The following is a 22800-nucleotide window of genomic DNA, read 5'->3' on the forward strand; positions in this document are numbered from 1 at the left end:
ATCGGGATAATGTCTCACGATGGATTGATTGAGCTCGATGCGGTACTTGCCATTGCGCGCCGGGGATCTTTCCGGGCAGCGGCGCTGGAGCTGGGCTGTCGACAACGGCGCTGAGCAACGCCATCGGTAAGCTGGAGCGCCAACTGGGCGTTCGCTTGTTCAATCGCACGACCCGTAGCGTTTCGCTCACGGATGCCGGACGGAACTTCGTCGCTCAGATCGGCCCCGCACTCAAAGACATTCACGATGCGATGAACGCGGCCCGATCGCAGCGGGAAACGCCATCGGGAACGCTGCGGATCAACACCTTCGCCACCGCTGCGCGTGAGGTTCTTGCACCGCTTCTTCTTCAATTCCTGCATCGTTACCCTCAGGTGCATATCGACCTTGTTACAGAGGGCCGACTTGTCGACATAGTGGCCGATGGCTTCGATCTGGGCCTGAGGAGCGCTGACCTCGTTCCCAGTGACATGATCGCGATCCCTGTTGGGCCATCCCGGAGCTTTGCCGTCGTTGCCTCACCTGCCTATTTTGAGAACAACGAAAAGCCCCGTGTTCCTCCCGACCTGCTCCATCATGCATGCCTTCGCATTCGCCTCCCGAATGGCGCATTGCATCGCTGGCAGTTCGAGAAGGACGGACAACCTGTCCAGATAGATGTCCAAGGCCCGATCACTCTGGACGAAGCCAGCCTCTCACGGATTGCTGTCCTGGACCATCTGGGCATCGGCTATTTCATGGAGTCCGATGTACGCGAAGACATAGCGGCGGGGCGTCTCGTTCGTGTTCTTGAAGATTGGACACCGCCGCTCGCGCCTCTGTGCCTCTATTATCCCAACCGCCGCAACCCTTCAGCGGCATTCAGCGCCTTGATCAGCCTCGCACGCAAGTTCGCCAATACGCTACCGCAACATCGTCTCGTAGCATCTTGAAGAACTGCCGTTGCCGCCCAAGCTCGGATTGCACGAGTTGACGGGGGATCGGAAGGCAAGCTGGTCGATGACGGTTGCGAGAAATATCTGGAAAAAGCCGGTCGCCGCGCCGCACAGCATCGTCATCGTCATCGTCGATCAGACCATCAGACACGCCGACAGGATAATCCACCGGTCACGAGGTTCGGCAAGACGTGCGAGCGGGATGCTGGCAGCCGCGTAGAGCAACGCGAAGGCTGGCCCGCTCGTCAGACCCAGATGCCAGTCGGTCAGATGGAGATCATATTTGATCTGTTCCTGAAAAAATGCACAGCGCCGTCGGGCCGCCTAAGCTGACGGTGTGCTGAGCAGCAGCAGGATCAGAACGGTCCATGACATCGGGACGGAACCGTCCTGTTTCCTTGCCATGCTGTCGGGAGCAGCCTTGTCATGCATGGGCATGGCTCTCGACGCGGATGGTTCGGATGTCAAAGGGTCAACAAGCCGCCCGGATTGAACGCGACGCGCACGATGATCTCCCCGCCGTCGGCGTGGCTGTTCTACCCAAGCTGTGTCGGCCCCGGCAACCCGCCAGCGTCGCTGGCGATGGGAGGCGCTCGGTCATGACCGGCTCAGGTAGCGATAAGTCCTGCCAGGAAGGCGATGCGCAGCGCTTCGGAGAGGCTTCGCACCTCCAGCTTATCCATCATGTTGGCGCGATGGACTTCAACGGTGCGCGGGCTGATGTCGAGTTCGTAGCCGATTACCTTGTTGGATTTTCCTTCTATCAGTGCGTCCAACACATTGCGTTCTCGCGCAGTAAGGCACGCAAGCCGTCGTTGCGCCTGACCGGTGCGGGCAATCGTCTGCTCGGTCTGTTCCAGGGTCTCAAAGGCGAGGTCGATCGTCTGCAGCAGCGCTTGGGGCTGGCAGGGCTTCTCGAGAAAATCGATTGCGCCCGCCTTCATCGCCTGCACGGCAACACGCATGTCTCCCTGGCCAGTCACGACGATGGCCAGAAGGTCTGGCCGGTCGCGAAGGGCCGCCAGAACATCTGTGCCGCTTGCGCCTGGCATGTTCATATCAAGCAAGACCAATGCGGGCGACAGGCTGTCCAATTCCCCAAGGAATTCGTCACCCGATGAGAACGAGCGAAGCACCGTATTCGTGTATACGCACAACAACGAGCGCAGCTCGGAGCGGACCGTGTCGTCATCGTCGACTATGTAAATGCTGCGCATAGATATTACTCCACTCAGGAGGTAGAAAATAATCTGAGTAGGCTTTCGGTGTCGAGGCTCGGCGTTCCCCATAGGTAGCCCTGCCCGTTCCGTGCGCCCATAGAGACCGCATGTTCCAAGTGGTTGGCGGTCTCGATACCTTCGATCGTAGACGTGATGTTTCGGTCGTCACAATAACGCACCACCTCCTTGAGCAAAGCGGGAGGCTCGCGACCGTCGACACATTTCCAGAAAATCTCCCTGTCGATCTTCAACTCGGTGAGAGGCAGGTCGAAAAGGCGTTCCAGACTCGTTGCGCCGCGACCGAAATCGTCGATCGAGATGCCGCAGTCCCGCATCGCAAGTCGACTGACCGCGGTTGCCAGGGCGTCGAACGAATAGACGGTCTCGTGCTCGGTGATTTCGATCAAAAGGGAGGAGGCCGGCATGCTCCAGCGGTCGAGGCCAGAGAAGACAAGGTCCTGAAAATCGGGCGCGCAAAGCAGGGCGGGGGTACAGTTGACCGCGATGGGGAGGTTTGCGCCAGCGCTTCGCAAGGTTGAACCGAAGCGCAGCGCGTCGTCGAGCACTGTGCGTGTCACTGCAAGTTGATCGTGCAAGGCCACTGCAGGAGCGAAAACCGCTTCGGGGTTAACCGAGCAGCCATCCACCGAAATCCTCAGCAACGCCTCATAGCCGACGATGTCGCCGTTCAAAAGCCGATGCTTGGATTGAAACGCCGTCTGCACATGGCTCGTGAGGGTCTGTGTGTCGACAAGATGGCCGATCAGCGCCGCATGATCGTCTGCCGTCTTGCCTGGCGCGGTCAGACGGCTTTCGACAAGCGCCAGCAAGGAGGCGATCGAATAGGGTTTCTCTAGTGCTCCCAAAACATGCAGACCAGCTTCCTGTGCGCTGCGGACTGCGGCTCTGATGATTCTTTGCTCGTGGCCGCTGGCCACGATGAGATGCGGCTGACGTCCCGCACCGGCGAGGTTCTGAATGACCTGGAAGCCGTCGACCCGCGGCATGCTCAAATCCAGGATCAGAATGTCAGGCGCCGGTTCATGGGGGCCCATCATGGAATCAGGAGAATGTGCCCAGGAGCAGTCGTACCCTGACGCCATAAGCGCGTCCGCAATTTCAGAGCAGCTCTCTTCATCGTCATCGATGATGCGGATCCGGGGCTTAGGCATTTATCGCATGCTCCGTAGGCCCGAATGGAAGCCTGTCGCGCGAAAGAGCGACGAAGCTCGGAAAGTCGATGGTCAGGATTGCGCCCCGCTCTGGCGTCTGGCGCGACCCAATGCTGATCTTTCCGCCGATTTCCATGACGATCTGCCGCGAAATATAAAGGCCAAGGCCTGTCCCGCGATCGGTTTCCTTGGTGGTCATGAAGGCATCGAATGCCCGGTCCGGCTGGATCAACGCTAGCCCTGCGCCATTGTCCACAATGCTGATGCGAAGTCCGCTTTCTGTGGCAGTCACCTCCAGTTCGATGGCGCCGGTGAGGCCGGGGTCGTCGCCTTCGCGGCGACTTGCGATAGAATCGACCGAGTTCTGGATGGCGTTGACGAGCACCTGCTCAAGGCCGACGCGCGGCGCAAGGAGCAAAACCGGCGGCCCGTCCGGCAACGTTATTTTCATGCCGACATCGTGCTGGACGAGCAATGGCCGCATGAATGACAGCGTCGTTCTGACCACGTCGCCCAGATCGACAGGTTCGGGACTGTCATTCTCGATCCGGGCGTAGCGCGAGATTCGGGCAATGATATCGCGCGCGCGGTTTACCTGTTCGCTGATCCGATCGAACTTGCCGCGCGCGCGGGGCACGTTTTCGGGGCCTGCCTGGTCGAGCAACAACCGGCCGTTCTCGGCTGCAAGCGAGATGGTGAACAGCGGTTGCTTGAGTTCATGGCTCAAGGCTGAGGCCATGCCTCCGAGCTCAACGAGGCGTGCCTGCTGAAGTATGCGATTTTGAACCAGCTTGGACTGGCGGAGGCGCACCATCCACCCCGAACGCCAATGGCCGGGGGCCATCAGGTCGTGACCGACGAACAGATACCAGTCGCTTGAATTTTCGTCTGCCAGCCGAAACTCGATGAACGCCTCGACATCATTGCGAATGTCGACAAATGCCAGGCGATCATTGGGATGGATTGCTTGGGACCGTTCCTGCGCAACCCGCGTGATGCTGATCTCCTGAAAATTGAGGACGCCTGTGGCGGAGTCGAAATGGATATCCGCTGCGAGGCGCAGATCCATTTCCTTCTTGAGCTCGATGAATGCCTCGGCAATTCGCCGACGCTCTTGAGCCAGTTCCGCAAGGCTGTTGTTCGCAGCGACGATGGCTTCGATCGGGCGGTCGAACTCGTTGAACGTAAGCTTTTGGGGAGCCGAGAGGCCGGGCTGGCCCAAGCCTTCTGCAACTTCTTTCCAAGCCTGTAACGAACGCCGCAGGGCGCGCGTAATCAACATCTGCAACAAGATCGCCACGACCAGAATGATGCCCAGGCCGAGCATATCAAGGAGCACCCTGCGATAGGCGCTCTCGGCAGCTGGACGGGTTGAGTAGAGGTAGAAATATTTGCGACCGGAGATTGTGTGATTGTCAAGCTGGCAGGCGGAAACCCAATAGGCGAACGTGTTGCGATCGTTCGGGCCCGTCACATCCTTCCCATCGTCGATCCGTTCGCAGCCGAAGAGCTGCAGCACTTCTGGGGTACGAAGGCTGCTTTCGTTGTCCGCAATCAGCAGTTTCTGAGGGACCGCCCCCATATTCTGCAAATTCGATACGCCGAGAAAGTCCTTACCAGTGACCAATCCGCGACCTATCCGCACTTCCGCGTGGAGCGCAGTTTCAGTCATGAACGATTTGAAGTCCTCAGGAAAACGCCGGACGCTGCTGACAAACATCACAAGCGCGGACGCCAGCACGACGAGCGTAATGGAGGCAGGCAGGAGTTCGGCTAGGCTGACCGTTTTGCGTAGCACGATGCGACCTGCCGGAAGGTCTACAATCAAAAGTGACAGAGCCAGGTCGACCAGCGCCGCCATAAGCACGTCATTGAGAAGCTTGCGGATCATCGTCAGCGCGAAAATGGTTGGCGATGCATCGTAGTGAAAGTGCAGGAACAGGAACGACGCCGCCGCCCCGATGGTCAGCGAGAAGACAGCGGTAGCGATGGCGAGCGACGGACCGGCGAAGCGGGTCTTGTCGATGAAAAGCACGTGTCCGAGCGCCAGCGCAATGGTGAAGATATGGCCCCACCAGAACCAGGATGACGCCATCGTCAGCAGCACCATGGGAATGGCCAGCCGCAGACCGCCCAGCCTGTAGGCGATAAGGTAGAAAATCGGGCCGAGATACATCTCGAACCCGGGGGCGAGAATGATGCGGAAGGAACTCGCGCCGATGGCCACGGCCAACAGGACGATCGTCAGTGCCCATCCCTGGGCCGTCATACGCTTCAGGGACGCGCCGCTCAGCCGAAAATCGCTGCCGTCTCGTAACGGGTTAAGAATGCCATGCATCAGCCTGGCCCGTCTTGTACGAGCAGGGATAAGAGCAGATCGATGTTCACCGGCTTGAAAAGGATATGCAGATCCTGCTTCGCGATTTCGTGCTCCATCTGCTCTGTCAGATCGATGTGGCCTGTCATCAGGATGATGGTGTTCACCTTCGCATTCAGGTCCGGGTCGGATCGAATAGTGCGGATCAGATCAAGACCACTGCCTTCGCGCAAGCGGAGGTCCGTCAACAGAGCTAAAGGGCCAGTCGCCTGCCTGACGGTCTCGAGAGCGGGAGCCAAGCTCGCGGCGCCGATAACCGCGAATCGCCGCAGTTCCAGCATTTCGACCAACTCCTCCCGGACGTCGGCCTCGTCCTCGACGACCAAGATCATTGTCTGGTGCTTTCAATGGCTAACCGACGGACTGATAAGAGGGTAAAGTTGCCAAAGTGTCAATTTTTCACGAATTCACTGTATGGTCGGGCTGTCGAGACCAGTACAGTCCGCCTCATTTGATTTGCTGTGCCTCCGCCGGGTTAGTTGAGACAAACCCCTCCTACGGGACAGAACCCGGACGCGTCTGTTTTCGGGGGACCCTATTTTTGGGGACGGTGCATGAATGACCAGGGGGCCGTATTATACATCGGCCGGAAGCGGTTGAAGCCACCGCCCGATGATGATCAGTCGCTCAGCCGCCGGGAGCGGCGGCAGCAAGTCTGGCCTGCCCTTGTTCGTAGGCGGCGCGCTCGGCGTCCTGCACGCTCGGGCGGCTTCCGATCTGTTTCAGGTAGCGCGTGAGGTTCGGCCATGCTTCCGTCGAGATGTCATGCGCTGCGGTCCACATGGCAATGGTGTAACAGTGGGCGTCGGCAATGGTGAAGTCCTCCCCGACCAGAACCGTGCGGTCCGCCAGTTGACCGTTGAGCCAGGTCAAATGCCTTCCCAGGTATTGACGGGCGATCTCACGATATTCAGGAGGTGTGTTGGCTTTGAACAACGGCATGAAGCCGCCCTTGTGCAAATCGGCTCCGACGAAGCTCATCCATTCCAGCACGCGAAGGCGTTCGATCGAACCATGGGGCGGCAGCAGCCGCTGTTCCGGACTAAGATCCGCGAGATATTGCATGATAACCGTGCCTTCGCTGATCCGATCGCCATTCGGAAGTTCGAGCGTTGGAACAGTACCCTTGGAGTTCACCAGATGATAATCGCTGCCGTCCTGAAGGCGCTTCGAAGCCATATCGACCCACTCCAGGTCTAGGTCGATGCCTAACTCCCGCGCTACAATGTCGACCGCCAACGAACAACCGCGCACCTCATGATAGAGTTTCATTCCTTGCCTTCCCTCATATGATGTCCCCCTGCCACTAATGCGCGCTGGTGCGATAACGCTCCATTTCGGGTGGGAATAGGTGTTCGCTGAAAACAATCGGCCAACAGAGCTTGGCAAAAATTTCAGAATGTAACCCTATCGGCTCAAATCATTTCCAGCGTGTAACTTAATGTGTAAATGAAGACGGTGCAGCGAAGGAGTGTCCCGTGCGATCAATGACGCTAATGCTTTTAGCAGGAATGACCTTGATCAGCGGATGTCAGAAGGACAACGCGAACTCCGATCCCCAGCCAGTTGTGCTTCGAAGCATGATGAAGAACGTGGTGGCCCCGCAAGCACAAATCCTCTGGGATGTCAGCAACCGGGCGTTAAACGACGCAGGGGAGCCGCAGGCGTCGAAGCTGACCGCCGACGATTGGGCCAAGCTGTCCGCCGCTGGCCAGAAGGTGAAGGCACAGGCAGATGCCATAGTGTCCGCCAGTAAAATTACCGTTTCCAAGCCCGGCCAAAAAATCCAGGATGAAGGCATTACTGGAGGATCCACAACGGCCCAGGTTCAGGGCTTCATCGATGCCGATCGAACCAGCTTTGCGGATATGGCGAAGGCTCTTTCGGTCAGTGCGGATCAGTTTATCACGGCAGCCCATGACAAGGACGTGGTAAAAATGAACCAGGCCTCGGGCGACCTCGATCAGGTCTGCGAATCTTGCCATGTGCGATACTGGTATCCCCAGCAGGCAAAGCCGAAATAATCAGCCCTCGTTTGCGTTCCGACGACTGAATTTCGACGCTGCGCAGGATACTCCCCGCGGGAGGCACGCGAGCGGGGGCGCAGGCTCCAGTCAGCGATGACGCCCCCGACTCCCAGCATTTCAGCAATAGATATCATGTAGGTCCGGGAAGCCCTGCGGTTAGACGCGGCGCCCGCGATCGCTGGGTGTTACAGACTGCGCGCGCCGCCGGTTACGCGAATGTTGCGTGGTCCAAGCTTGCACGCGAAGCGTCAGGTAAAGTTATGGAAAGTCCACTTCGTGGCGGAGTAGATTGTGCCACCGGCCGACGGATGCGTGCTGAGGATCGAACCGATATTGACGATGCTTCCTCCAGCTTAGCCGAAATGCTCTACCGTTTCGCGTATGTGTGTCGCGCGCAGATCGTATCGAGATCCGGCAGAGTCATCGGAAAGGAGGGTGCGGGACCATTGCCCGAAATTGAAATCGCGCGCTTTGGAATGCACACAACATGCGAGCAAGCGGCGTAGTTGACGTAGCTGTCCACCGACAGACGCCTCAGCCCGGAAGGTATGTAAAATTGCGTCACTGGGAGGGGTGGAAATTTCAGATTAAGTCATTGAAATTTTGGTCGGGACGAGAGGATTCGAACCTCCGACCCCCACACCCCCAGTGTGATGCGCTACCAGGCTGCGCTACGTCCCGACCGGAGGGCGGCGTTTAGGCGGATGTGGGGGAAGATGCAAGGGGGTCTCATAGCTTCTTGTTCGCTGCGTCATATTCCCGCCTTGTCCGTTTTGACCTATCGGCTTTTCCGCCCGAACTGCTGACGATCCTGCTATTGATGTTGCCTCCTACGCACCGTTTGTGTTAGCCGCGCGCCCTTGGTCCTGTGGTATCTCGTGCCACAGGTCCGCGCATTTTTCTCAGACTTGAAAGTGTCTTCATGTTCATCACCCCTGCCTTTGCCCAAGCCGCCGCATCGGGCACCGGCTCTTCGGGCGGGACTGCCGGGATCATTGCGAATGTCCTGCCGCTGGTTCTGATCTTCGTCGTGTTCTATTTCCTGCTTATCCGTCCGCAGCAAACGCGGATGAAAAAGCACAAGGCAAAGCTGGACGCTGTAAAGAAGAACGATCAGGTCATCACTGGCGGCGGCCTTGTTGGCAAAGTGGTGCGGGTCGACGACCTGTATGTCGATGTGGAGCTGGCGCCGGGTATGAAGGTGCGCGCGGTCAAGGCAACATTGTCTGACGTGATCGACCCCGTGACTGCAAAACCGGCGAACGACTAACCCTATGCTGACCTTTCCGCGTTGGAAGATAACGCTCATTCTGTTGACGCTGGGTATCGGCATTTTGTGCGCGATCCCCAGCTTCTTGCCCGAACGCATTACCAATCAGTGGCCAAAGGCCATGCAGGTGCGCGTCAATCTTGGCCTCGATCTGTCGGGCGGCAGCCATTTGTTGCTGGAGGCAAGCACCGATGACGTGACCAAGGCGCGTCTGACCAACATGGAAGATCAGATCCGCACGGAATTGCGCCGGGGCGATCCGCGCATCGCGATTGGCGACATTTCGCGGCGCGACGGCAAACTGTCCTTCATGGTCCGCAATCCTGCACAGGTCGACGCCGCCGTGGAGCGCATCCGTCCGCTGACGCAGGGCGCAGGGATGACCGGGCAGCGCGATTTCGACGTGACGGTGGTGGACAGCAGCACCATCGTCCTGAGCCCGACCGATGCAGGCATCGCCGCTTCGGTCAACAGCGCGATGGAAGTCGCCACCGAAGTCATCCGCAAGCGCATCGACGAACTGGGCACACGCGAGCCGAGCATCGTGCGACAGGGCGACAATCGCATCGTTGTGCAGGTGCCGGGTCTGCAAGACCCCAAGCAGCTCAAGGATCTGCTGGGTCAGACCGCCAAACTGGAATTCAAGCTGGTCGATTTCACCGCCAATCCGGCCGAAGTGGCGCAGGGCCGCGCGCCGGTGGGCAGCGAAGTGCTGCCTTATCCTACCAATCCCTCCGGCGTGCCGTTCATCGCGGTGAAGCGTCAGGTAATGGTGTCGGGCGACGAACTGACCGACGCGACGCAGGTGTATGAGCAGCAGGGCAATCTGCCCGCCGTCTCGATCCGCTTCAACGCATCGGGCGGCCGCAAATTCGGCAAGGTGACGAGCGAAAACGTCAACCGTCCGTTCGCGATCATCCTTGATGGCAAAGTGCTGTCCGCGCCGAACATCAATGAGCCAATTCTGGGCGGCACCGCGCAGATCAGCGGCAGCTTCACCGTGGAAAGCGCAAACCAGTTGGCGATCGCGCTCCGCTCGGGCAAGTTGCCCGTGGCGCTGAAGGTCGTGGAAGAACGCACCGTCGGGCCGCAGCTTGGCGCGGACTCGATCCGGGCCGGCATCATCGCATCGGTTGTCGCGGCGAGTGCCGTCGCGATCTTCATGTTCCTAAGCTACGGTCGGTTCGGCATGTATGCGAACATGGCGGTGGTCATCAACATCCTGGTCATTCTGGGCGTGATGGGCCTGCTGAACGCAACGCTGACACTGCCGGGGATCGCCGGGTTCGTACTGACCATCGGTACGGCGGTGGACGCCAACGTGCTGATCTACGAACGTATTCGCGAAGAGCGGCGGCGCGGGCGCGGCGTGGTGCAATCGGTCGAATTCGGCTACAAGGAAGCGACCCGCACGATTTTTGAAGCGAACGTGACGCATGCCATCGCTGGCGGCATCATGCTTGCTTTGGGGTCCGGCCCGGTCAAGGGGTTCGCCATCGTGCTGCTGATCGGCATTGCGACGTCGGTGTTTACCGCAGTGACCTTCACCCGTCTGGTGGTGGCGACATGGCTCCGCCGTGCCCGCCCGGCCGATTTGAATATTTGATCGGGTAGAACCATGAAACTCCTCAAATTTGTTCCCGACAATACGAACATCGGCTTCGTCCGCGTTCGCAAGATTGCTTTTGCGATCACCGCGATCCTGACGGTGCTGGCGGTTGCGGCGGTTGGCGTGCGCGGCCTTAACATGGGCGTCGATTTCGTCGGCGGCTTGATGGTCGAAGCAAAATTTGCGTCGCCCCCGCCACTCGACAAGGTGCGTAGCGATATCGACGCGATGAATGTCGGCGAAGTCTCGTTGCAGCAGTTCGGCGACCCGCGCACCGTTTCGATCCGGCTGCCGCTGCCCGAAAGCAGTGACGACGGTGCGACCGACAAGCTGGTGCGTCAGGTGCAATCCACCGTCGAAGCGAAATATCCCGGCGTGACCTTCAGCCGTTATGACGCGGTGTCGGGCAAGGTGTCGGGCGAGCTGATCCAGAACGGCATCCTCGCCGTGCTGCTCGCGGTGGTCGGCATCGCAGTGTTCTCGTGGTTCCGCTACGAATGGCAGTTCGGCGTCTCGACGTTCGTTGCGATCATGCACGACGTGCTGATGACGCTCGGCTTCTTCGCGATCACGCGGCTGGAATTCGACCTCAACATTGTGGCCGCCGTGCTGACCATCGTGGGCTACTCGATCAACGACAAAATGGTAATCGACGACCGTATCCGCGAAAACATGCGCAAATATCGCAAGATGGACATGAAGTCGCTGATCGACTTGTCCGTCAACGAAACGCTGCCGCGCACGGTGATGACGTCGGTGACAGTCATGCTGGCGCTGGGCGCTCTGCTCGCGTTCGGCGGGCATGTGTTGCGTGGCTTCTCGGCGGCGATGATGCTGGGTATCGTCATCGGCACCTACTCTTCGGTTTATGTGTCGTCCTCGCTGCTCATCAGCCTTGGCCTGAAGCCCGAACCTGCCGAAAAGAAGTCTGGCGGCATATCGTCGAAGGCCGAGCGCGTAGGCGACGGCGCGAAACCCTGAGCCACCGCCCGTGACGACCGGAATGGAAATGCGACGGGACGGCGGCTATGCCGGTCCGCGCATCACCGGCTTTACCGGGCGCGGTTTCCGCTTGCAGGAAACGGTGTTTCCCGGTGGTGTGTTGCTCAGCCCGACCGAAGCATGGCCGTGGGACGATGCGCCCGCCGCCGAAGCGATGACGCTGGAGGCCTTGGGGCCGCTCGCGACGCTGGAGCCTGTTCCCGAATTTCTGCTGCTCGGCACCGGCATCGGCCTGATCCAGCCGCCTCGCGCCTTCGTCCGCGCGATGGAAGCGCGCGGCGTAGGCGTCGAAGTCATGGACAGCCGCGCCGCCGCGCGCGCCTGGGGCGTGCTGCGGTCGGAGGATCGGCAGGTCATTGCGGCATTGATGGCGTTGTAGGGTGGATTGCCGAAAAGCGAGCCCTTTCTCTTTGGCTCGGAACGGCTAGTCGATCCGCAAAATCTTTGCACTATGGCAGAACTCGCGCTTTATTTCCGGGAATGTGGGTGAACGCACCGCCATCTCCGTCAGCCTTGAATTGAATAGTGATCTCAACGGTTTGCTTGCAGACTTCAATCGGCCAAACTTCAGTCCAACTGCCAGAATAGCGAATGCCAAAGGTGCTATTGCCTAGGCTGGGCTCTTTAGCGGCAATTCGGGTGACTCCCAAAGTCGCCTTCTCGTTGGACCCGCACTTAATACCCTCTCGCTCAAGAGCAACGGATGCGGAAAGTTGAGCCGCCGGGAGTGTGTCGCCTATCAGTGAGTCCCATGCATAGGACATTCCGCGATTCACGCGAGTTGTCTCTATGCTGTTGTCGTTGTTCTGCATGACCATGTAGCGGACCGGCGCTAGGTCACAACCCGGCAATCGCGCGGTGACGAACCAGGCATTTTTCAACATTCTGTGCGCGATGGCGTTGAAAGCATATCGATCGGCAGTTGCCGGTTCGACGGCATCGATCGTAATGTCTGAATTACTGCAGGCGACCTGCTCCCCATAGATTTCTTTTGCCGTTTTTTTGATCTCGATCTTTATAATCTCTTGACTAAGAACAGGTGCAGCGGCGTTCCATTCATTAAGTTTCGCCAAAACGATCGGATGTTGAGCATTCAAGGGCCCAAGGGGGACGAAGAGGCTGATCAGAAAAATAAAGCGACAGAGTTTCACACTGATTTCCTTAGTCTGTGAAACGGGATACCGCGTTTCAATTGCTGCAACGACCCCATAGCGGACAGTATTTTTGTTCAAGACATTGCCGAGGAACGCCCCAACGAGGCCAACACCCTAAACCGTCCCAGCAATCCCCTGCAAATGCGCCAAGAGCGCGTCGCCATTCGCCTTCCACGTAAAGCGTAAGGCCGTTTCTCGCGTTGCCTCCCGATCCGGCGGATTGTCGATCAGTTCGCGCACGGCGGCGGCTATCTCTGTCGGTTCGCGGCCTACGATCCGGCCCGCCTCCGGGCGATCCACCAGTTCGCGTGCGCCGCCCACGTCGCTGATGACGATGGGGGTGCCGCAGGCCAGCGCCTCGACCCAGGCATTGGCCAGGCCTTCGGAAGCTGACGGCAAAGCCATCACATCGGCTGCGGCCAGAAACTGCGGCAGGCGGTCATGCGGTACGGCACCCAATATGCCCACGCGATCGGCTACGCCCAGCCGTTCGGCCAGCGATTGCAGATTGCCGCGCTCCGGTCCTTCGCCGATCAGGATGAGCGTCACGCCCGGCAGGCTGGGGAGGGCGCAGATCAACAGGTCCTGCCCCTTACGCGGGATCAATGCCCCCACGCTCAGCACCACCGGACCGGCAAGGTCGAGTTCGGATTTGGCGGCCGCCCGATCCATGATCGCGAAGCGGTCCAGATCGACGCCGGTGTAATGCACGGCGATCTTGTCGGGATCCATGCCGAGTGCGACCATGGATCGCTTCATCGCACCTGATACGGCAAGCAACCCTGCTGCCTGTGTTCCGGCGCGCAGCACCGCCTTACGCGTCGCGGGTGCATGGCCCCAATGGTGGATGTCGGCGCCCCGCGCCTTGACCGAAAACGGAATACCCAGCGCCTTGGCGATGTTGGCCGCGACCGGGCCATCGGGATAGAAGAAGCTGGCGTCGATCACATCGAAAGGCCGCTCGCCATGCAGGCGACGGATCAGCGGCATGATTGCGTGCGTCATGGTGGCGACGTTGAAGCGTCCACCGATCTTCGGGAGAATGGGAAAGCGGGGCCGATAGACCGTCAGGTCGCGCCACCGTTCCTTCTCCGGCAACCGGGTAAGCGGTTGATAATGGTCGGCGTTGGAAAGCGGCCAGGGCGGTATGCCGATGGGTGCCACCACCGTCACATACGCCTCCGGTCGGCTCGCCAGTTCCCGTGCTTGCCGCTCGACGAAGACGCCGAAATTGGGACGGCTGATGTCAGGGAACAGCGTGGACAGCATGAGGACGCGAATTGTCATACTGCCTGCTTATACGATCATACTTAACAGCGGGTTAGCTGCATTATCTAGAGGTTCCGTATGAGTTTTCTGGCGATGGCGGCCCATGGCGGGTCGGCCAGCACCTGCTGCCGCGATCCTGCCCCCAGCGGCAGGATGTGGACCATCCCCGCATCGCGCCCGATCAGCCGTCCGAACAGGAATCGTCCACCCGGTCGCGGCACTAATATGTCGCGGTTCAGCGCCTGCGCGTAGCCATCCGCCGCGATCCGCTCACACCATATCTCGTCGCCGCCTCGATAATCGCCGATGCTCGCGATCACGCGGACGCCCACCATCGCACCCGAAGCTGTCGGTGGAATGAGGATCATGGCGCTGGTCGGTGCGCGCGCGCCCTCGGGGCCGATCAGCGCGGCAACCGGAAGCGTTTCCTGACCCGGCATATCGACCAGATCGGCCGATGAAACGTCCAATGCCGTTGCGATCCTGTTCAGCCAACCGACCGAAACCGTGCGCATTCCCGTTTCCAGTCGCCCGATCGTCTGCGCCGTAGTGGGCGGATCGCATCGCAGGGCCACATCCTCCAGCGTCAATCCCTTCGCTTTGCGAACGTCACGAATTCGGGTGATCATTGTGGAAATCCTATAACCTATATGGTTTTCCTCTGTCCTACATATCGTCCGCTGGAGCAAGAGGTGAGGGCCACAATTTGCGGGAGCACCCATGTCTCAATCAGCACCTCAAGCCGCTCACAGGATTGCCCGGACCATCGAAGATGGGGAGGGCGATCTGCGTGTGGTGATGGTCAACCTGTGCGAATCGCCGCTGACCTGGCTTCACGCGCGCGGCAAGCTGACCGACCGGCAATTTCTCGCGGGGGAAGCGCTTCGTCGCGACTGGGAGCGGGCGGGCCTTGGCGCACGAGTGACGATGCGATGGGATCCCGCGCCTGTCGCGAAGGCCAAGCGCGCCGGCCCCGGCATATCCGATCCGACCGTAGGGCAACTGTCGGCAAGGGAGCGGTTCGATGCCGCCATTCGCGCCGCGGGACCGGGCCTTGCCGATATTCTATGGCGGGTCGCTTGCGCAGGCGAGGGGTTGGCGGCGGCAGAAAAGGCGCTGCAATGGCCCAGTCGGGCGGGGAAGCTGGTGCTGACATTGGCGCTCGACAGGGTCGCGGATTTTTATCGCATGTCCTGACGGCGGCTTGCACATCGCGCCAATCTCGATACGTACATATCAGGAACAAAGGAGCGCGACTCATGGCCAAACTCAACTATGTCGAATTGTCGGTGGAGAGCATCGTAACTGTCCGGCCTTTTTACGAAAACGCTTTCGGTTGGACCTTCACCGAATATGGTCCCGACTATGCCGCGATCGAAGGCGGCGCCACCACGGTCGGATTTAATGCGGACACTACGCAGCCCACGCCGCCGGTCCTGCCACTTATCGAAGTCACCGATCTGGAGGCTGCGCTGGCTTCGGCAACGGCGGCAGGCGGGACGTTGCGTGTGCCGATCTTCGCCTATCCGGGCGGACGGCGTTTCCATATCGTCGACCCTGCAGGTCATGAAATCGGCGTCTATCAAAGCGAACATTGATCCACTTGACGCGAACGTAAACGTCAATTAAAAATCATGGCATGACGCACATGATACAAATTGCGGGCATCGAGATGCCCGATCTGGATGAACGCGATCACTACAGCATTTCCGACTTGTCGGCGGAGTTCGGCGTTACGGCGCGCGCGCTTCGTTTTTACGAGGACGAAGGGCTGATCGCGCCAGAGCGGCAGGGTCTGTCGCGCATCTATTCGCGCCGGGACCGGGCGCGGCTGGCCTGGATCCTGCGCGGCAAGCGCGTGGGCTTCAGCCTGGGCGACATCCGCGAGATGATCGACCTGTACGATCTGAACGATGGCCGCGCCGTGCAACGCCGCGTGACCATCGACAAATGCCGCGCGCGCATTGATCTGCTCGAACGGCAGAAGGCCGATATTGACGCCGCAATCGAGGAACTATCGGCTTTCGTGTCCATCGTGGAAGTCAGCGGCGACCCTGAAAGCTAAACGATCGAATCTACATAATCGGGATGAGGCCCAATGCCACACCCGCAATAATATTCGGAGAGCACCATGCCCACCTACACCGCCCCCGTTCGCGATACGCAGTTCGTTCTCGACCATGTCGTCAATATCGACCGGTACGCCAATCTGCCAGGCTTTGAAAATGCCTCACCTGATCTGATCGAGGCGGTGCTGGGCGAAGGCGGCAAATTCGCGGCGGAAGTGCTGTTCCCGCTCAATCAGGTTGGTGACCGGGAAGGCTGCACTCGTAATCCAGACGGCAGCGTCACGACGCCCACCGGGTTCAAGGATGCGTACGACCAATATGTCGCAGGTGGCTGGACCACACTGCATGCGCCGGAAGAGTTTGGCGGGCAGGGGCTTCCTTCCGTCATCGCGACGGCCTTTGGGGAATATGTGCTGTCGGCCAATCAGGCATTCGAGATGTATCATGGGCTGACGGCGGGCGCGACTGCCGCGATCCTTGCCAAGGGCAGCGATGAGCAGAAGTGCAAATATGTCCCCAAGATGGTGAGCGGCCAATGGACCGGCACCATGAACCTGACCGAACCGCATTGCGGCACCGATCTGGGCCTTATCAAGACGAAGGCCGTTCCTGCGGCAGATGGCAGATACGCGATCACAGGCACCAAGATATTCATCTCGTCGGGCGAGCACGATTTGGCCGAGAACATCATTCACCTCGTGTTGGCCAAGACCCCCGGCGCGCCGGAAAGCAGCAAGGGCATTTCGCTGTTCATCGTGCCGAAGTTCATCGTGAATGAAGATGGCACGCTTGGTGAGCGCAATGCGGTCTCCTGCGGGTCGATCGAACATAAGATGGGTATCCACGGCAATTCCACTTGCGTCATGAATTACGACGGCGCGACCGGATGGATGGTGGGTGAGGAGAACAAAGGTCTCGCCGCCATGTTCATCATGATGAACGCCGCACGTCTGGGCGTGGGCCTGCAGGGTCTGGCGCAGGGCGAGGTCGCTTATCAGAACGCCGTACAATACGCCAAGGATCGCCGTCAGGGTCGCGCTCTCACCGGTCCTGCAGAGCCCAATGAGAAAGCTGACACGCTGTTTGTCCACCCTGACGTGCGCCGCATGTTGATGGAAGGCAAGGCGCTGACCGAGGGGCTGCGTGCGCTATGCCTGTGGGGCGCGCTGCAAGACGATCTCTCGCACAAGGCGCAGACCGAAGAGGAACGCCAGACCGCCGATGATCTCATCTCGCTGCTCACGCCCGTTATCAAGGGATATGGCACTGACAAGGGCTTCGACATCACCGTGACCAGCCAGCAAGTTTATGGCGGTCATGGCTACATCGAGGAATGGGGTATGGAGCAATATGTGCGCGATGCCCGCATTGCCCAGATTTACGAAGGCACCAACGGCATTCAGGCGATGGACCTTGTCGGTCGCAAACTTGCCCAGAATGGCGGCCGTGCGCTGCAGGCTTTCTTCAAGATCATCGCAGACGAAGTCGCCACTGCCAAGGCAGAACCCCGCTTGGCACCTTTTGCGGAGGCGCTGGAGAAGGCCAATGCGCAGTTGCAGGGCGCTACGATGTGGCTGATGCAGAATGCCATGACCAACCCGAACAATGCTGGTGCCGGCGCGCATAGCTACATGCACATCATGGGTATCGTATCGGTTGGCCTGATGTGGTTGCGCATGGCAAGCGCCGCAGTCCGCTTGCTCGATGCGGGCGAGGGCGATTCCAAATATCTGGAAGCCAAGCTCGTCACGGCACGCTTCTACGCCGAACGCATCATGCCGGACGCAGGCGCGCTACGTCGCAAGATCGAAGGCGGTGCGGACTCGCTTATGGCGCTCGATCCGGAGATGTTCGCTACAGCGGCGTAAGTTGCGCGGTGGCCCTTTCTCCTTCTCTCTTTGAGGGGAGAGGGAGAAGTGGGTCATCCGTGGAAGTAGTCGTAGACCTGCTGCGCCACTGCTGTCGAAACGCCCGGCGCCTTTTGTAAGTCTTCCAGCGCGGCACTCTTCACCGCCTTGGCCGTGCCGAAATGCATCAGCAGCGCCTTTTTCCGCGCGGGGCCGATCCCCGGCACCTCATCCAGAGAACTGACCGTAATCGCTTTGCTGCGCTTGTCACGGTGCGCGCCGATGGCGAAACGATGGGCTTCATCGCGAAGGCGTTGGAGGAAGAAGAGCACCGGGTCATTGACCGGGAACATCATTTCGCGGCCGTCGGGCAAGTGGAAGACTTCGCGGCCGTCGCGCCCGTGATGCGGACCCTTGGCGACGCCGATCAACGTCACGTCCTCGACGCCAATTTCCTCCAGCGCGGCCTTTGTGGCGCTCACCTGCCCCTTGCCGCCATCGACTAGCACCAGGTCGGGCCATTCGCCGCTGTCGCGATCCGGATCTTCGCGTTGCGCGCGACCGAAGCGGCGTTCGAACACTTCGCGCATCATGGCGAAATCGTCGCCGGGGGCCGTGTTCGGATTCTTGATGTTGAACTTGCGGTAGGCGGATTTGCGGAAGCCCTCCGGCCCGGCAACGATCATTGCGCCCAGCGCATTGGTGCCCTGAATATGGCTGTTGTCGTATACTTCGATGCGGTCCGGCACACCCTCCAGCCCGAAGGCATCGGCCATGTCGCGCAGCACCTTCGCCTGGGTCGTGGCTTCAGCGAGGCGGCGGTCGAGGGCTTCGACGGCGTTGCGCTGCGCCTGTTTGATTAGGCGGGTGCGGTCGCCACGCTGGGGCATTTCGATGCGGACGCGGGATCCGATCCGTTCGGTCAATGCTTGCGCGATCAGTTCGCAATCGGCGGGCTGACGGTCGGCGAGGATAAGTTTGGGTGGCGGCACTTCTTCGTAGAATTGCGCCAGAAAGCTGCCGAGGACTTCCGCTTCGTCGACTTCGGCGGTGTGGATCGGGAAGAAGCTCCGATGCCCCCAATTCTGGCCGCCGCGAATGAAGAACGCCTGAATGCACATCGCGCCGTTCTTGGTTGCCAGTGCGAAAATGTCGGCGTCGCCCAGCCCTTCGGCATTGATCGCCTGCGATCCCTGAATGAACGTCAGCGCCTTCAGGCGGTCCCGAATGACGGCCGCTTGTTCGAAATCCATAGCGTCGGACGCGGCCTGCATCGAGGCACCCAGCTTCTGCTGCACCTTGGTCGACTTGCCGCCCAGGAAATCCTGCGCGTCCTGTACCAGTTCGGCATAGGCATCCGGCGCGATGCGTTCGACACAGGGGGCCGAGCAGCGCTTGATCTGATAAAGCAGGCAAGGGCGGGAGCGGTTGGCAAAGAAGCTGTCCGAACAACTGCGCAGCAGGAACAGCTTTTGGAGGGCGTTGATGGTGCGCGTTACCGAACCGGCGCTTGCGAACGGGCCGTAATAGCGCCCCTTTGCTTTGCGCGCGCCACGATGCTTCTGGATACGGGGATAGGCGTGGTCCTCGCGCAGCAGGATGAAGGGGAAGCTTTTGTCGTCGCGCAGCAGGACATTGTAGGGCGGGCGGAACCGCTTGATGAGCTGGGCCTCCAGCAACAGTGCCTCGGCTTCGCTGTTGGTGGTGACGATGGTCATGGACCGGGTTTGCGACACCATGCGTTGCAGGCGGCGGGGGAGTCGATCCACTTGTGTGTAGTTAGTGACGCGATTGCGCAACGCCCGCGCCTTGCCGACGTACAGCACATCGCCGCGTGCATCCTGCATCCGATAGACGCCGGGGCGGGTGGGAAGGGTTTTCAGGACGTTGCGGATCGCCGCCACGCCGGCATCTATATCGGGCGCGCCTGCGCCGCGGATGGTGAAGCTGGCTTTGTCTTCGTTGAAGCGGTCTGGCGATTGGGGGGAGGACATGGTTGGGAGATAGGAGAGTTAGGCAGCATTGCAAAGGTGGAGCTGTCAAACAAACCCACCCTCGTCATTCCCGCGCAGGCGGGAATCTATCTCCGGCGCTATCCCCGGTCGCAAAGTTGGGAGATGGATTTCCGCCTGCGCGGGAATGACGGGTGAGAGGTGAGGGAGCCCAGATACGAAAAAGGCCGGGATTTACCCCGGCCTCTTTTCTGTTCGCGACGCTCTGTAAATCAGGCGACCGGGCCGAGACCCTGGATCGCGCTGTCGACCAGCACCTTGTCCGCTTTCGCATCGTGACCCTGTGCAATCAGCGAGGCGGCGGCGGCGGTTGCAGCCGACACGGCTTTCGCGCGGACGTCGGCAATTGCCGCACGCTCGGCGGCAGCAATCTTGTCTTCGGCCATCTTCTGGCGGCGAGCGATCAGCGCCGTGGCGTTGGTCTGCGCGTCGTCCATCAGTTGGGCGGCTTCTTCTTCTGCGCGGGCTTTCAGCGCAGCGGCTTCACCGGCAGCGGCAGCAACCTTGGCTTCATATTCCGCCTTAAGCGCTTCGGCTTCGGCGCGCAGCTTGGCGGCTTCGTCGAGCTGGAGGCGGATCTTGGCGATCTTCCCGTCGAGACCGCGACCGATCAGCGCGGGCACTTTCTTCCAGATCAGTACCGTAATGAAGATCGCCATCGACAGGCTGACCCAAGCGGTGGCGTCCAGACCCAGCGCGCGGGGATCGGTATGTGCCGCGACACCTTCGTGCGCCACAGTACCTACCGGCGCATAGCCTTCCTCATGGATGGCCTGTTCGGCGGTCGGTGTGCTGTCCGACGTAGTGGTGGGTGCTGCCTCAGCCATGGACCAATGCTGCCTTTACTGCTTGCTGGGCGGCTTCCGGAGTAACCGAAGCGCCAGAAATTTTCGCCACCATTTCGCGTGCCGCATCGGCAGCGACGGCTTCGATCTCGGCCATGGCGGACGTGCTGGCAGCCTTTATCTCCGCTTCGGCAGCGACGATTTTGGTTGCGACCACGGCGTCAGTCGCCTTGATCTTGGCTTCGGTTTCCTTGGCGGCTTTCGCCTTGGATTCCGCAATGAGGTGCTGCGCGGAGGAACGGGCGTCCGCATCGCGCTTGCGATAGTCCGCCTCGATCTCGTCCGCACGGGCGAAGGCAGCCTTTGCCGTCGCCAGGTCGCCCGCGATCTTGTCATCGCGCGCACCCACCGTCGCTTCGATCTTCGGCACCATGCCCAGACCGATGACGAAGAATACGAAGCCGAACGTTACGAGCAGCCAGAAAATCTGGGATGCGTAGGTTTCGGCGATTTGCGCGATTTGAGGCATCTGATCCGTCCGATGTCTTGGAGGCCGGGCGCTATGCCACCCGGCCTCGATTCCGATTGTCGTCTAACGGTTAGTTAGGCAACGAAGATCAGGATCATCGACACAACGAACGCCAGCAGGCCGAGAAGTTCGGCAGCGGCGAAGCCGATGAACAGACGACCCTGCTGACCGTCAGCGGCCGAAGGATTGCGCAGGGCGCTTTCGAGGAACGAACCGAAGACGTTACCCACGCCCAGAGCGGCCATACCGGCACCAATTGCTGCGAGACCGGCACCGATCAGCTTTGCGGCTTCTGCGTCCATGATAATACTCCTTGTTAAATATCGATAAAGTTAGTGCGAAACTTAGTGCAGGTTCACCGCGTCGTTGATGTACAGCGAAGTGAGCAGCGCGAAGACATAGGCCTGGATCACCGCGACCAGCATTTCCAGCGCGCTGATCCCGATCATCAGGGCGAAGCTGGAGAGGCCGACGGTGAGGCCGAAACCGGCCCCGGCGTTAGTGGAATTGATAACGAATCCTGCCAGCACCTTCAGCAGAACGTGGCCCGCGGTCATCGCAACGAACAGTCGCAGGCCGAGGCTGAACGGGCGGACCATGAAGGACACCAGTTCGATCAGGAAGATGAAGGGGATCATCGGCACCGGCGTACCGTGCGGCACGAACAGCGAGAAGAAGTGCAGCTTATGCTTGTAGAAGCCAACAATCAGGACGATCGCAAAGCTCATGATCGCCAGCACGCCCGTCGCGGTAAAGTGACTTGTGAAGGTGAAGGGGTGCAGGCCGACAAGACCCAAAGGCAGCAGGCCCAGCAGGTTCGCCAGCAGAATGAACATGAACAGCGAGAAGACGTAAGGGACGTAACGCTTGCCTTCAGGACCGACATTGGCGGTCAGAAGGTTGCTGATGAAACCGGTCATGGTCTCTACAGCCGCCTGCCAGCGACCGGGCACCAATTCCCGCTTCATGCCGCCCAGCATGAAAATCCACAGTACGACAACCGTCGCCACCATCCACAGCGCGCTGTTGGTGAAGGCAATGTTGTAACCGCCGATGGCCAGATGATCGGTGCCGAACAGCGGCTCGATCGCAAACTGGTGCATCGGGTCGATTTTGCCTGATTCTGCCACGCGAAACCCCTGTAAGCCGAAGCTTTTACCCTATGACGAAAGCGCCCCGTCAGTCGGGACGCTTTGTCGAAATCCGAATGATGTTCCTGAAGGCCACGATAATCCCCAGAAAGAGGAAAACCAGCAGGAGCCAGGGCGTTGTCCCGAAAAGCCGGTCGAATAACCAGCCGATCAAGGCACCGCCGACAAGACCGCCGATCAGTTCTGCCAACACGCGGTTGCCGAGGCGGTAATTTGCATCCGCTCCCTGCTGCGTGGTGCCAGTTCTGACCTGTTCGTCTCGGGAGGCCCGCTCAATCCGCTCTTCGAGCGACCTGATCCGCGCATCTCCCTTGACGGGGTCTTCCCCGGGTCCAGTATCCGACATTCCTCTCACCTCCATCGTACCGCATG

The 22800-nt window shown here is 59.9% G+C and carries 25 protein-coding genes, 1 tRNA gene and 1 pseudogene; 11 read left to right on the plus strand and 16 right to left on the minus strand.

The window, feature by feature from the left end; all coding sequences use genetic code 11:
- Positions 1-9 precede the first annotated feature (9 nt).
- Positions 10-932 (plus strand): annotated as a pseudogene (locus tag QMG56_RS01285) (LysR family transcriptional regulator).
- 10 nt (positions 933-942) lie between these two features.
- Positions 943-1155 carry a hypothetical protein gene (locus QMG56_RS01290; RefSeq protein WP_281820737.1) on the plus strand — a complete coding sequence of 71 codons (213 nt, stop codon included), beginning with the start codon at positions 943-945 and terminating at the stop codon, positions 1153-1155.
- 388 nt (positions 1156-1543) lie between these two features.
- Here the strand turns inward: QMG56_RS01290 and QMG56_RS01295 are convergent, their stop codons facing one another.
- The 5 genes from QMG56_RS01295 to gstA all read right to left on the minus strand — a co-directional run bounded on the left by QMG56_RS01295 (position 1544) and on the right by gstA (position 6976).
- On the minus strand, positions 1544-2152 hold the full coding sequence (locus QMG56_RS01295) for a response regulator transcription factor (protein ID WP_281820740.1): 609 nt from the start codon (positions 2150-2152) through the stop codon (positions 1544-1546).
- A gap of 14 nt (positions 2153-2166) precedes the next feature.
- Positions 2167-3327 carry an EAL domain-containing protein gene (locus tag QMG56_RS01300; RefSeq protein WP_281820742.1) on the minus strand — a complete coding sequence of 387 codons (1161 nt, stop codon included), beginning with the start codon at positions 3325-3327 and terminating at the stop codon, positions 2167-2169.
- Positions 3320-5665 (minus strand): ATP-binding protein, encoded by a 2346-nt coding sequence (locus tag QMG56_RS01305; RefSeq protein WP_281820745.1) that lies wholly within the window; start codon positions 5663-5665, stop codon positions 3320-3322. The genes QMG56_RS01300 and QMG56_RS01305 overlap by 8 nt, the downstream gene beginning before the upstream one ends.
- Positions 5665-6036, minus strand: a complete 372-nt coding sequence (locus QMG56_RS01310; RefSeq protein ID WP_230189581.1) for a response regulator — start codon at positions 6034-6036, stop codon at positions 5665-5667. Before QMG56_RS01310 ends, QMG56_RS01305 begins: the two co-directional genes overlap by 1 nt.
- Positions 6037-6331: 295 nt before the next feature.
- The gene (gene gstA / locus QMG56_RS01315; RefSeq protein WP_281820749.1) at positions 6332-6976 is read right to left on the minus strand and encodes a glutathione transferase GstA; all 645 of its coding nucleotides are present in this window, start codon (positions 6974-6976) and stop codon (positions 6332-6334) included.
- Positions 6977-7215: 239 nt separating this feature from the next.
- On the opposite strand from gstA, the gene QMG56_RS01320 reads away from it, so the two are divergent.
- Positions 7216-7728: a hypothetical protein gene (locus QMG56_RS01320; protein ID WP_281820751.1), complete on the plus strand. Its 513-nt coding sequence runs from the start codon at positions 7216-7218 to the stop codon at positions 7726-7728.
- A gap of 251 nt (positions 7729-7979) precedes the next feature.
- Here QMG56_RS01320 and QMG56_RS23410 read toward each other — a convergent pair whose 3' ends face one another.
- Together QMG56_RS23410 and QMG56_RS01325 are read right to left on the minus strand one after the other, a co-directional pair.
- The gene (locus QMG56_RS23410; protein WP_375713619.1) at positions 7980-8072 is read right to left on the minus strand and encodes a hypothetical protein; all 93 of its coding nucleotides are present in this window, start codon (positions 8070-8072) and stop codon (positions 7980-7982) included.
- 263 nt (positions 8073-8335) lie between these two features.
- Positions 8336-8412: transfer RNA gene (locus tag QMG56_RS01325), tRNA-Pro, on the minus strand.
- Between the two features lie 241 nt (positions 8413-8653).
- Between QMG56_RS01325 and yajC the strand changes: the two genes are divergently transcribed.
- The 4 genes from yajC (at position 8654) to QMG56_RS01345 (ending at position 11991) form a co-directional block, all read left to right on the plus strand.
- Positions 8654-9001 (plus strand): preprotein translocase subunit YajC, encoded by a 348-nt coding sequence (gene yajC, locus QMG56_RS01330; protein WP_230188610.1) that lies wholly within the window; start codon positions 8654-8656, stop codon positions 8999-9001.
- Positions 9002-9005: 4 nt separating this feature from the next.
- Complete coding sequence (gene secD, locus QMG56_RS01335; RefSeq protein ID WP_281820756.1) at positions 9006-10607, plus strand: protein translocase subunit SecD; 1602 nt, start codon at positions 9006-9008, stop codon at positions 10605-10607.
- A gap of 12 nt (positions 10608-10619) precedes the next feature.
- Complete coding sequence (gene secF, locus QMG56_RS01340) at positions 10620-11591, plus strand: protein translocase subunit SecF (RefSeq protein ID WP_281820757.1); 972 nt, start codon at positions 10620-10622, stop codon at positions 11589-11591.
- A 91-nt stretch (positions 11592-11682) separates the two neighbouring features.
- A complete protein-coding gene (locus tag QMG56_RS01345) occupies positions 11683-11991 on the plus strand; it encodes an Mth938-like domain-containing protein (RefSeq protein ID WP_375713620.1) in 309 nt (102 codons plus the stop codon).
- A gap of 70 nt (positions 11992-12061) precedes the next feature.
- Here the strand turns inward: QMG56_RS01345 and QMG56_RS01350 are convergent, their stop codons facing one another.
- The 3 genes from QMG56_RS01350 to QMG56_RS01360 are packed head-to-tail and all read right to left on the minus strand — an operon-like array spanning position 12062 to position 14664.
- Positions 12062-12844, minus strand: coding sequence for a hypothetical protein (locus QMG56_RS01350; protein WP_281820759.1), 783 nt, complete (start codon positions 12842-12844; stop codon positions 12062-12064).
- Between the two features lie 36 nt (positions 12845-12880).
- On the minus strand, positions 12881-14053 hold the full coding sequence (locus QMG56_RS01355; protein ID WP_281820761.1) for a glycosyltransferase: 1173 nt from the start codon (positions 14051-14053) through the stop codon (positions 12881-12883).
- A 47-nt stretch (positions 14054-14100) separates the two neighbouring features.
- Positions 14101-14664: a helix-turn-helix domain-containing protein gene (locus tag QMG56_RS01360; RefSeq protein WP_281820762.1), complete on the minus strand. Its 564-nt coding sequence runs from the start codon at positions 14662-14664 to the stop codon at positions 14101-14103.
- A gap of 91 nt (positions 14665-14755) precedes the next feature.
- Here QMG56_RS01360 and QMG56_RS01365 point away from each other — a divergent pair, with 91 nt between their 5' ends.
- The 4 genes from QMG56_RS01365 (at position 14756) to QMG56_RS01380 (ending at position 17972) form a co-directional block, all read left to right on the plus strand.
- A complete protein-coding gene (locus tag QMG56_RS01365) occupies positions 14756-15232 on the plus strand; it encodes a DUF6456 domain-containing protein (RefSeq protein WP_281820764.1) in 477 nt (158 codons plus the stop codon).
- A 62-nt stretch (positions 15233-15294) separates the two neighbouring features.
- The gene (locus QMG56_RS01370) at positions 15295-15633 is read left to right on the plus strand and encodes a VOC family protein (protein ID WP_281820765.1); all 339 of its coding nucleotides are present in this window, start codon (positions 15295-15297) and stop codon (positions 15631-15633) included.
- Positions 15634-15674: 41 nt separating this feature from the next.
- Entirely contained in the window at positions 15675-16100 is a 426-nt protein-coding gene (locus QMG56_RS01375; RefSeq protein ID WP_281820766.1) for a MerR family DNA-binding transcriptional regulator, read from the plus strand.
- A gap of 66 nt (positions 16101-16166) precedes the next feature.
- Entirely contained in the window at positions 16167-17972 is a 1806-nt protein-coding gene (locus QMG56_RS01380) for an acyl-CoA dehydrogenase C-terminal domain-containing protein (protein WP_281820767.1), read from the plus strand.
- 53 nt (positions 17973-18025) lie between these two features.
- On the opposite strand, the gene uvrC is transcribed toward QMG56_RS01380, so the two are convergent.
- From uvrC to QMG56_RS01410, 6 genes are all read right to left on the minus strand, one after another.
- A complete protein-coding gene (uvrC, locus tag QMG56_RS01385; RefSeq protein ID WP_281820768.1) occupies positions 18026-19945 on the minus strand; it encodes an excinuclease ABC subunit UvrC in 1920 nt (639 codons plus the stop codon).
- 230 nt (positions 19946-20175) lie between these two features.
- Positions 20176-20790: a F0F1 ATP synthase subunit B gene (locus QMG56_RS01390; RefSeq protein WP_281820771.1), complete on the minus strand. Its 615-nt coding sequence runs from the start codon at positions 20788-20790 to the stop codon at positions 20176-20178.
- Positions 20783-21277: an ATPase gene (locus tag QMG56_RS01395; protein ID WP_281820774.1), complete on the minus strand. Its 495-nt coding sequence runs from the start codon at positions 21275-21277 to the stop codon at positions 20783-20785. Before QMG56_RS01395 ends, QMG56_RS01390 begins: the two co-directional genes overlap by 8 nt.
- A gap of 74 nt (positions 21278-21351) precedes the next feature.
- Positions 21352-21579: a F0F1 ATP synthase subunit C gene (locus QMG56_RS01400; protein ID WP_070157997.1), complete on the minus strand. Its 228-nt coding sequence runs from the start codon at positions 21577-21579 to the stop codon at positions 21352-21354.
- Positions 21580-21621: 42 nt separating this feature from the next.
- Entirely contained in the window at positions 21622-22407 is a 786-nt protein-coding gene (locus QMG56_RS01405; protein WP_230188598.1) for a F0F1 ATP synthase subunit A, read from the minus strand.
- A gap of 49 nt (positions 22408-22456) precedes the next feature.
- Positions 22457-22774 carry an AtpZ/AtpI family protein gene (locus QMG56_RS01410; RefSeq protein WP_230188597.1) on the minus strand — a complete coding sequence of 106 codons (318 nt, stop codon included), beginning with the start codon at positions 22772-22774 and terminating at the stop codon, positions 22457-22459.
- Positions 22775-22800: the final 26 nt, after the last annotated feature.

Source organism: Sphingobium sp. BS19 (assembly GCF_027925545.1).
Lineage (GTDB): Bacteria > Pseudomonadota > Alphaproteobacteria > Sphingomonadales > Sphingomonadaceae > Sphingobium.

Bases quoted from the DNA above. Each gene is read 5' to 3' on its own strand.
- QMG56_RS01410 (WP_230188597.1), bottom strand. From the start codon at position 22,774: ATGTCGGATACTGGACCCGGGGAAGACCCCGTCAAGGGAGATGCGCGG.
- gstA (WP_281820749.1), bottom strand. From the start codon at position 6,976: ATGAAACTCTATCATGAGGTGCGCGGTTGTTCGTTGGCGGTCGACATT.
- QMG56_RS01310 (WP_230189581.1), bottom strand. From the start codon at position 6,036: ATGATCTTGGTCGTCGAGGACGAGGCCGACGTCCGGGAGGAGTTGGTC.
- QMG56_RS01305 (WP_281820745.1), bottom strand. From the start codon at position 5,665: ATGCATGGCATTCTTAACCCGTTACGAGACGGCAGCGATTTTCGGCTG.
- QMG56_RS01300 (WP_281820742.1), bottom strand. From the start codon at position 3,327: ATGCCTAAGCCCCGGATCCGCATCATCGATGACGATGAAGAGAGCTGC.
- QMG56_RS01390 (WP_281820771.1), bottom strand. From the start codon at position 20,790: ATGGCTGAGGCAGCACCCACCACTACGTCGGACAGCACACCGACCGCC.
- QMG56_RS01295 (WP_281820740.1), bottom strand. From the start codon at position 2,152: ATGCGCAGCATTTACATAGTCGACGATGACGACACGGTCCGCTCCGAG.
- QMG56_RS01320 (WP_281820751.1), top strand. From the start codon at position 7,216: ATGACCTTGATCAGCGGATGTCAGAAGGACAACGCGAACTCCGATCCC.
- QMG56_RS01400 (WP_070157997.1), bottom strand. From the start codon at position 21,579: ATGGACGCAGAAGCCGCAAAGCTGATCGGTGCCGGTCTCGCAGCAATT.
- QMG56_RS01370 (WP_281820765.1), top strand. From the start codon at position 15,295: ATGGCCAAACTCAACTATGTCGAATTGTCGGTGGAGAGCATCGTAACT.
- uvrC (WP_281820768.1), bottom strand. From the start codon at position 19,945: ATGTCCTCCCCCCAATCGCCAGACCGCTTCAACGAAGACAAAGCCAGC.
- QMG56_RS01360 (WP_281820762.1), bottom strand. From the start codon at position 14,664: ATGATCACCCGAATTCGTGACGTTCGCAAAGCGAAGGGATTGACGCTG.
- secF (WP_281820757.1), top strand. From the start codon at position 10,620: ATGAAACTCCTCAAATTTGTTCCCGACAATACGAACATCGGCTTCGTC.
- QMG56_RS01365 (WP_281820764.1), top strand. From the start codon at position 14,756: ATGTCTCAATCAGCACCTCAAGCCGCTCACAGGATTGCCCGGACCATC.
- yajC (WP_230188610.1), top strand. From the start codon at position 8,654: ATGTTCATCACCCCTGCCTTTGCCCAAGCCGCCGCATCGGGCACCGGC.
- secD (WP_281820756.1), top strand. From the start codon at position 9,006: ATGCTGACCTTTCCGCGTTGGAAGATAACGCTCATTCTGTTGACGCTG.
- QMG56_RS01355 (WP_281820761.1), bottom strand. From the start codon at position 14,053: ATGACAATTCGCGTCCTCATGCTGTCCACGCTGTTCCCTGACATCAGC.
- QMG56_RS01395 (WP_281820774.1), bottom strand. From the start codon at position 21,277: ATGCCTCAAATCGCGCAAATCGCCGAAACCTACGCATCCCAGATTTTC.
- QMG56_RS01380 (WP_281820767.1), top strand. From the start codon at position 16,167: ATGCCCACCTACACCGCCCCCGTTCGCGATACGCAGTTCGTTCTCGAC.
- QMG56_RS01375 (WP_281820766.1), top strand. From the start codon at position 15,675: ATGACGCACATGATACAAATTGCGGGCATCGAGATGCCCGATCTGGAT.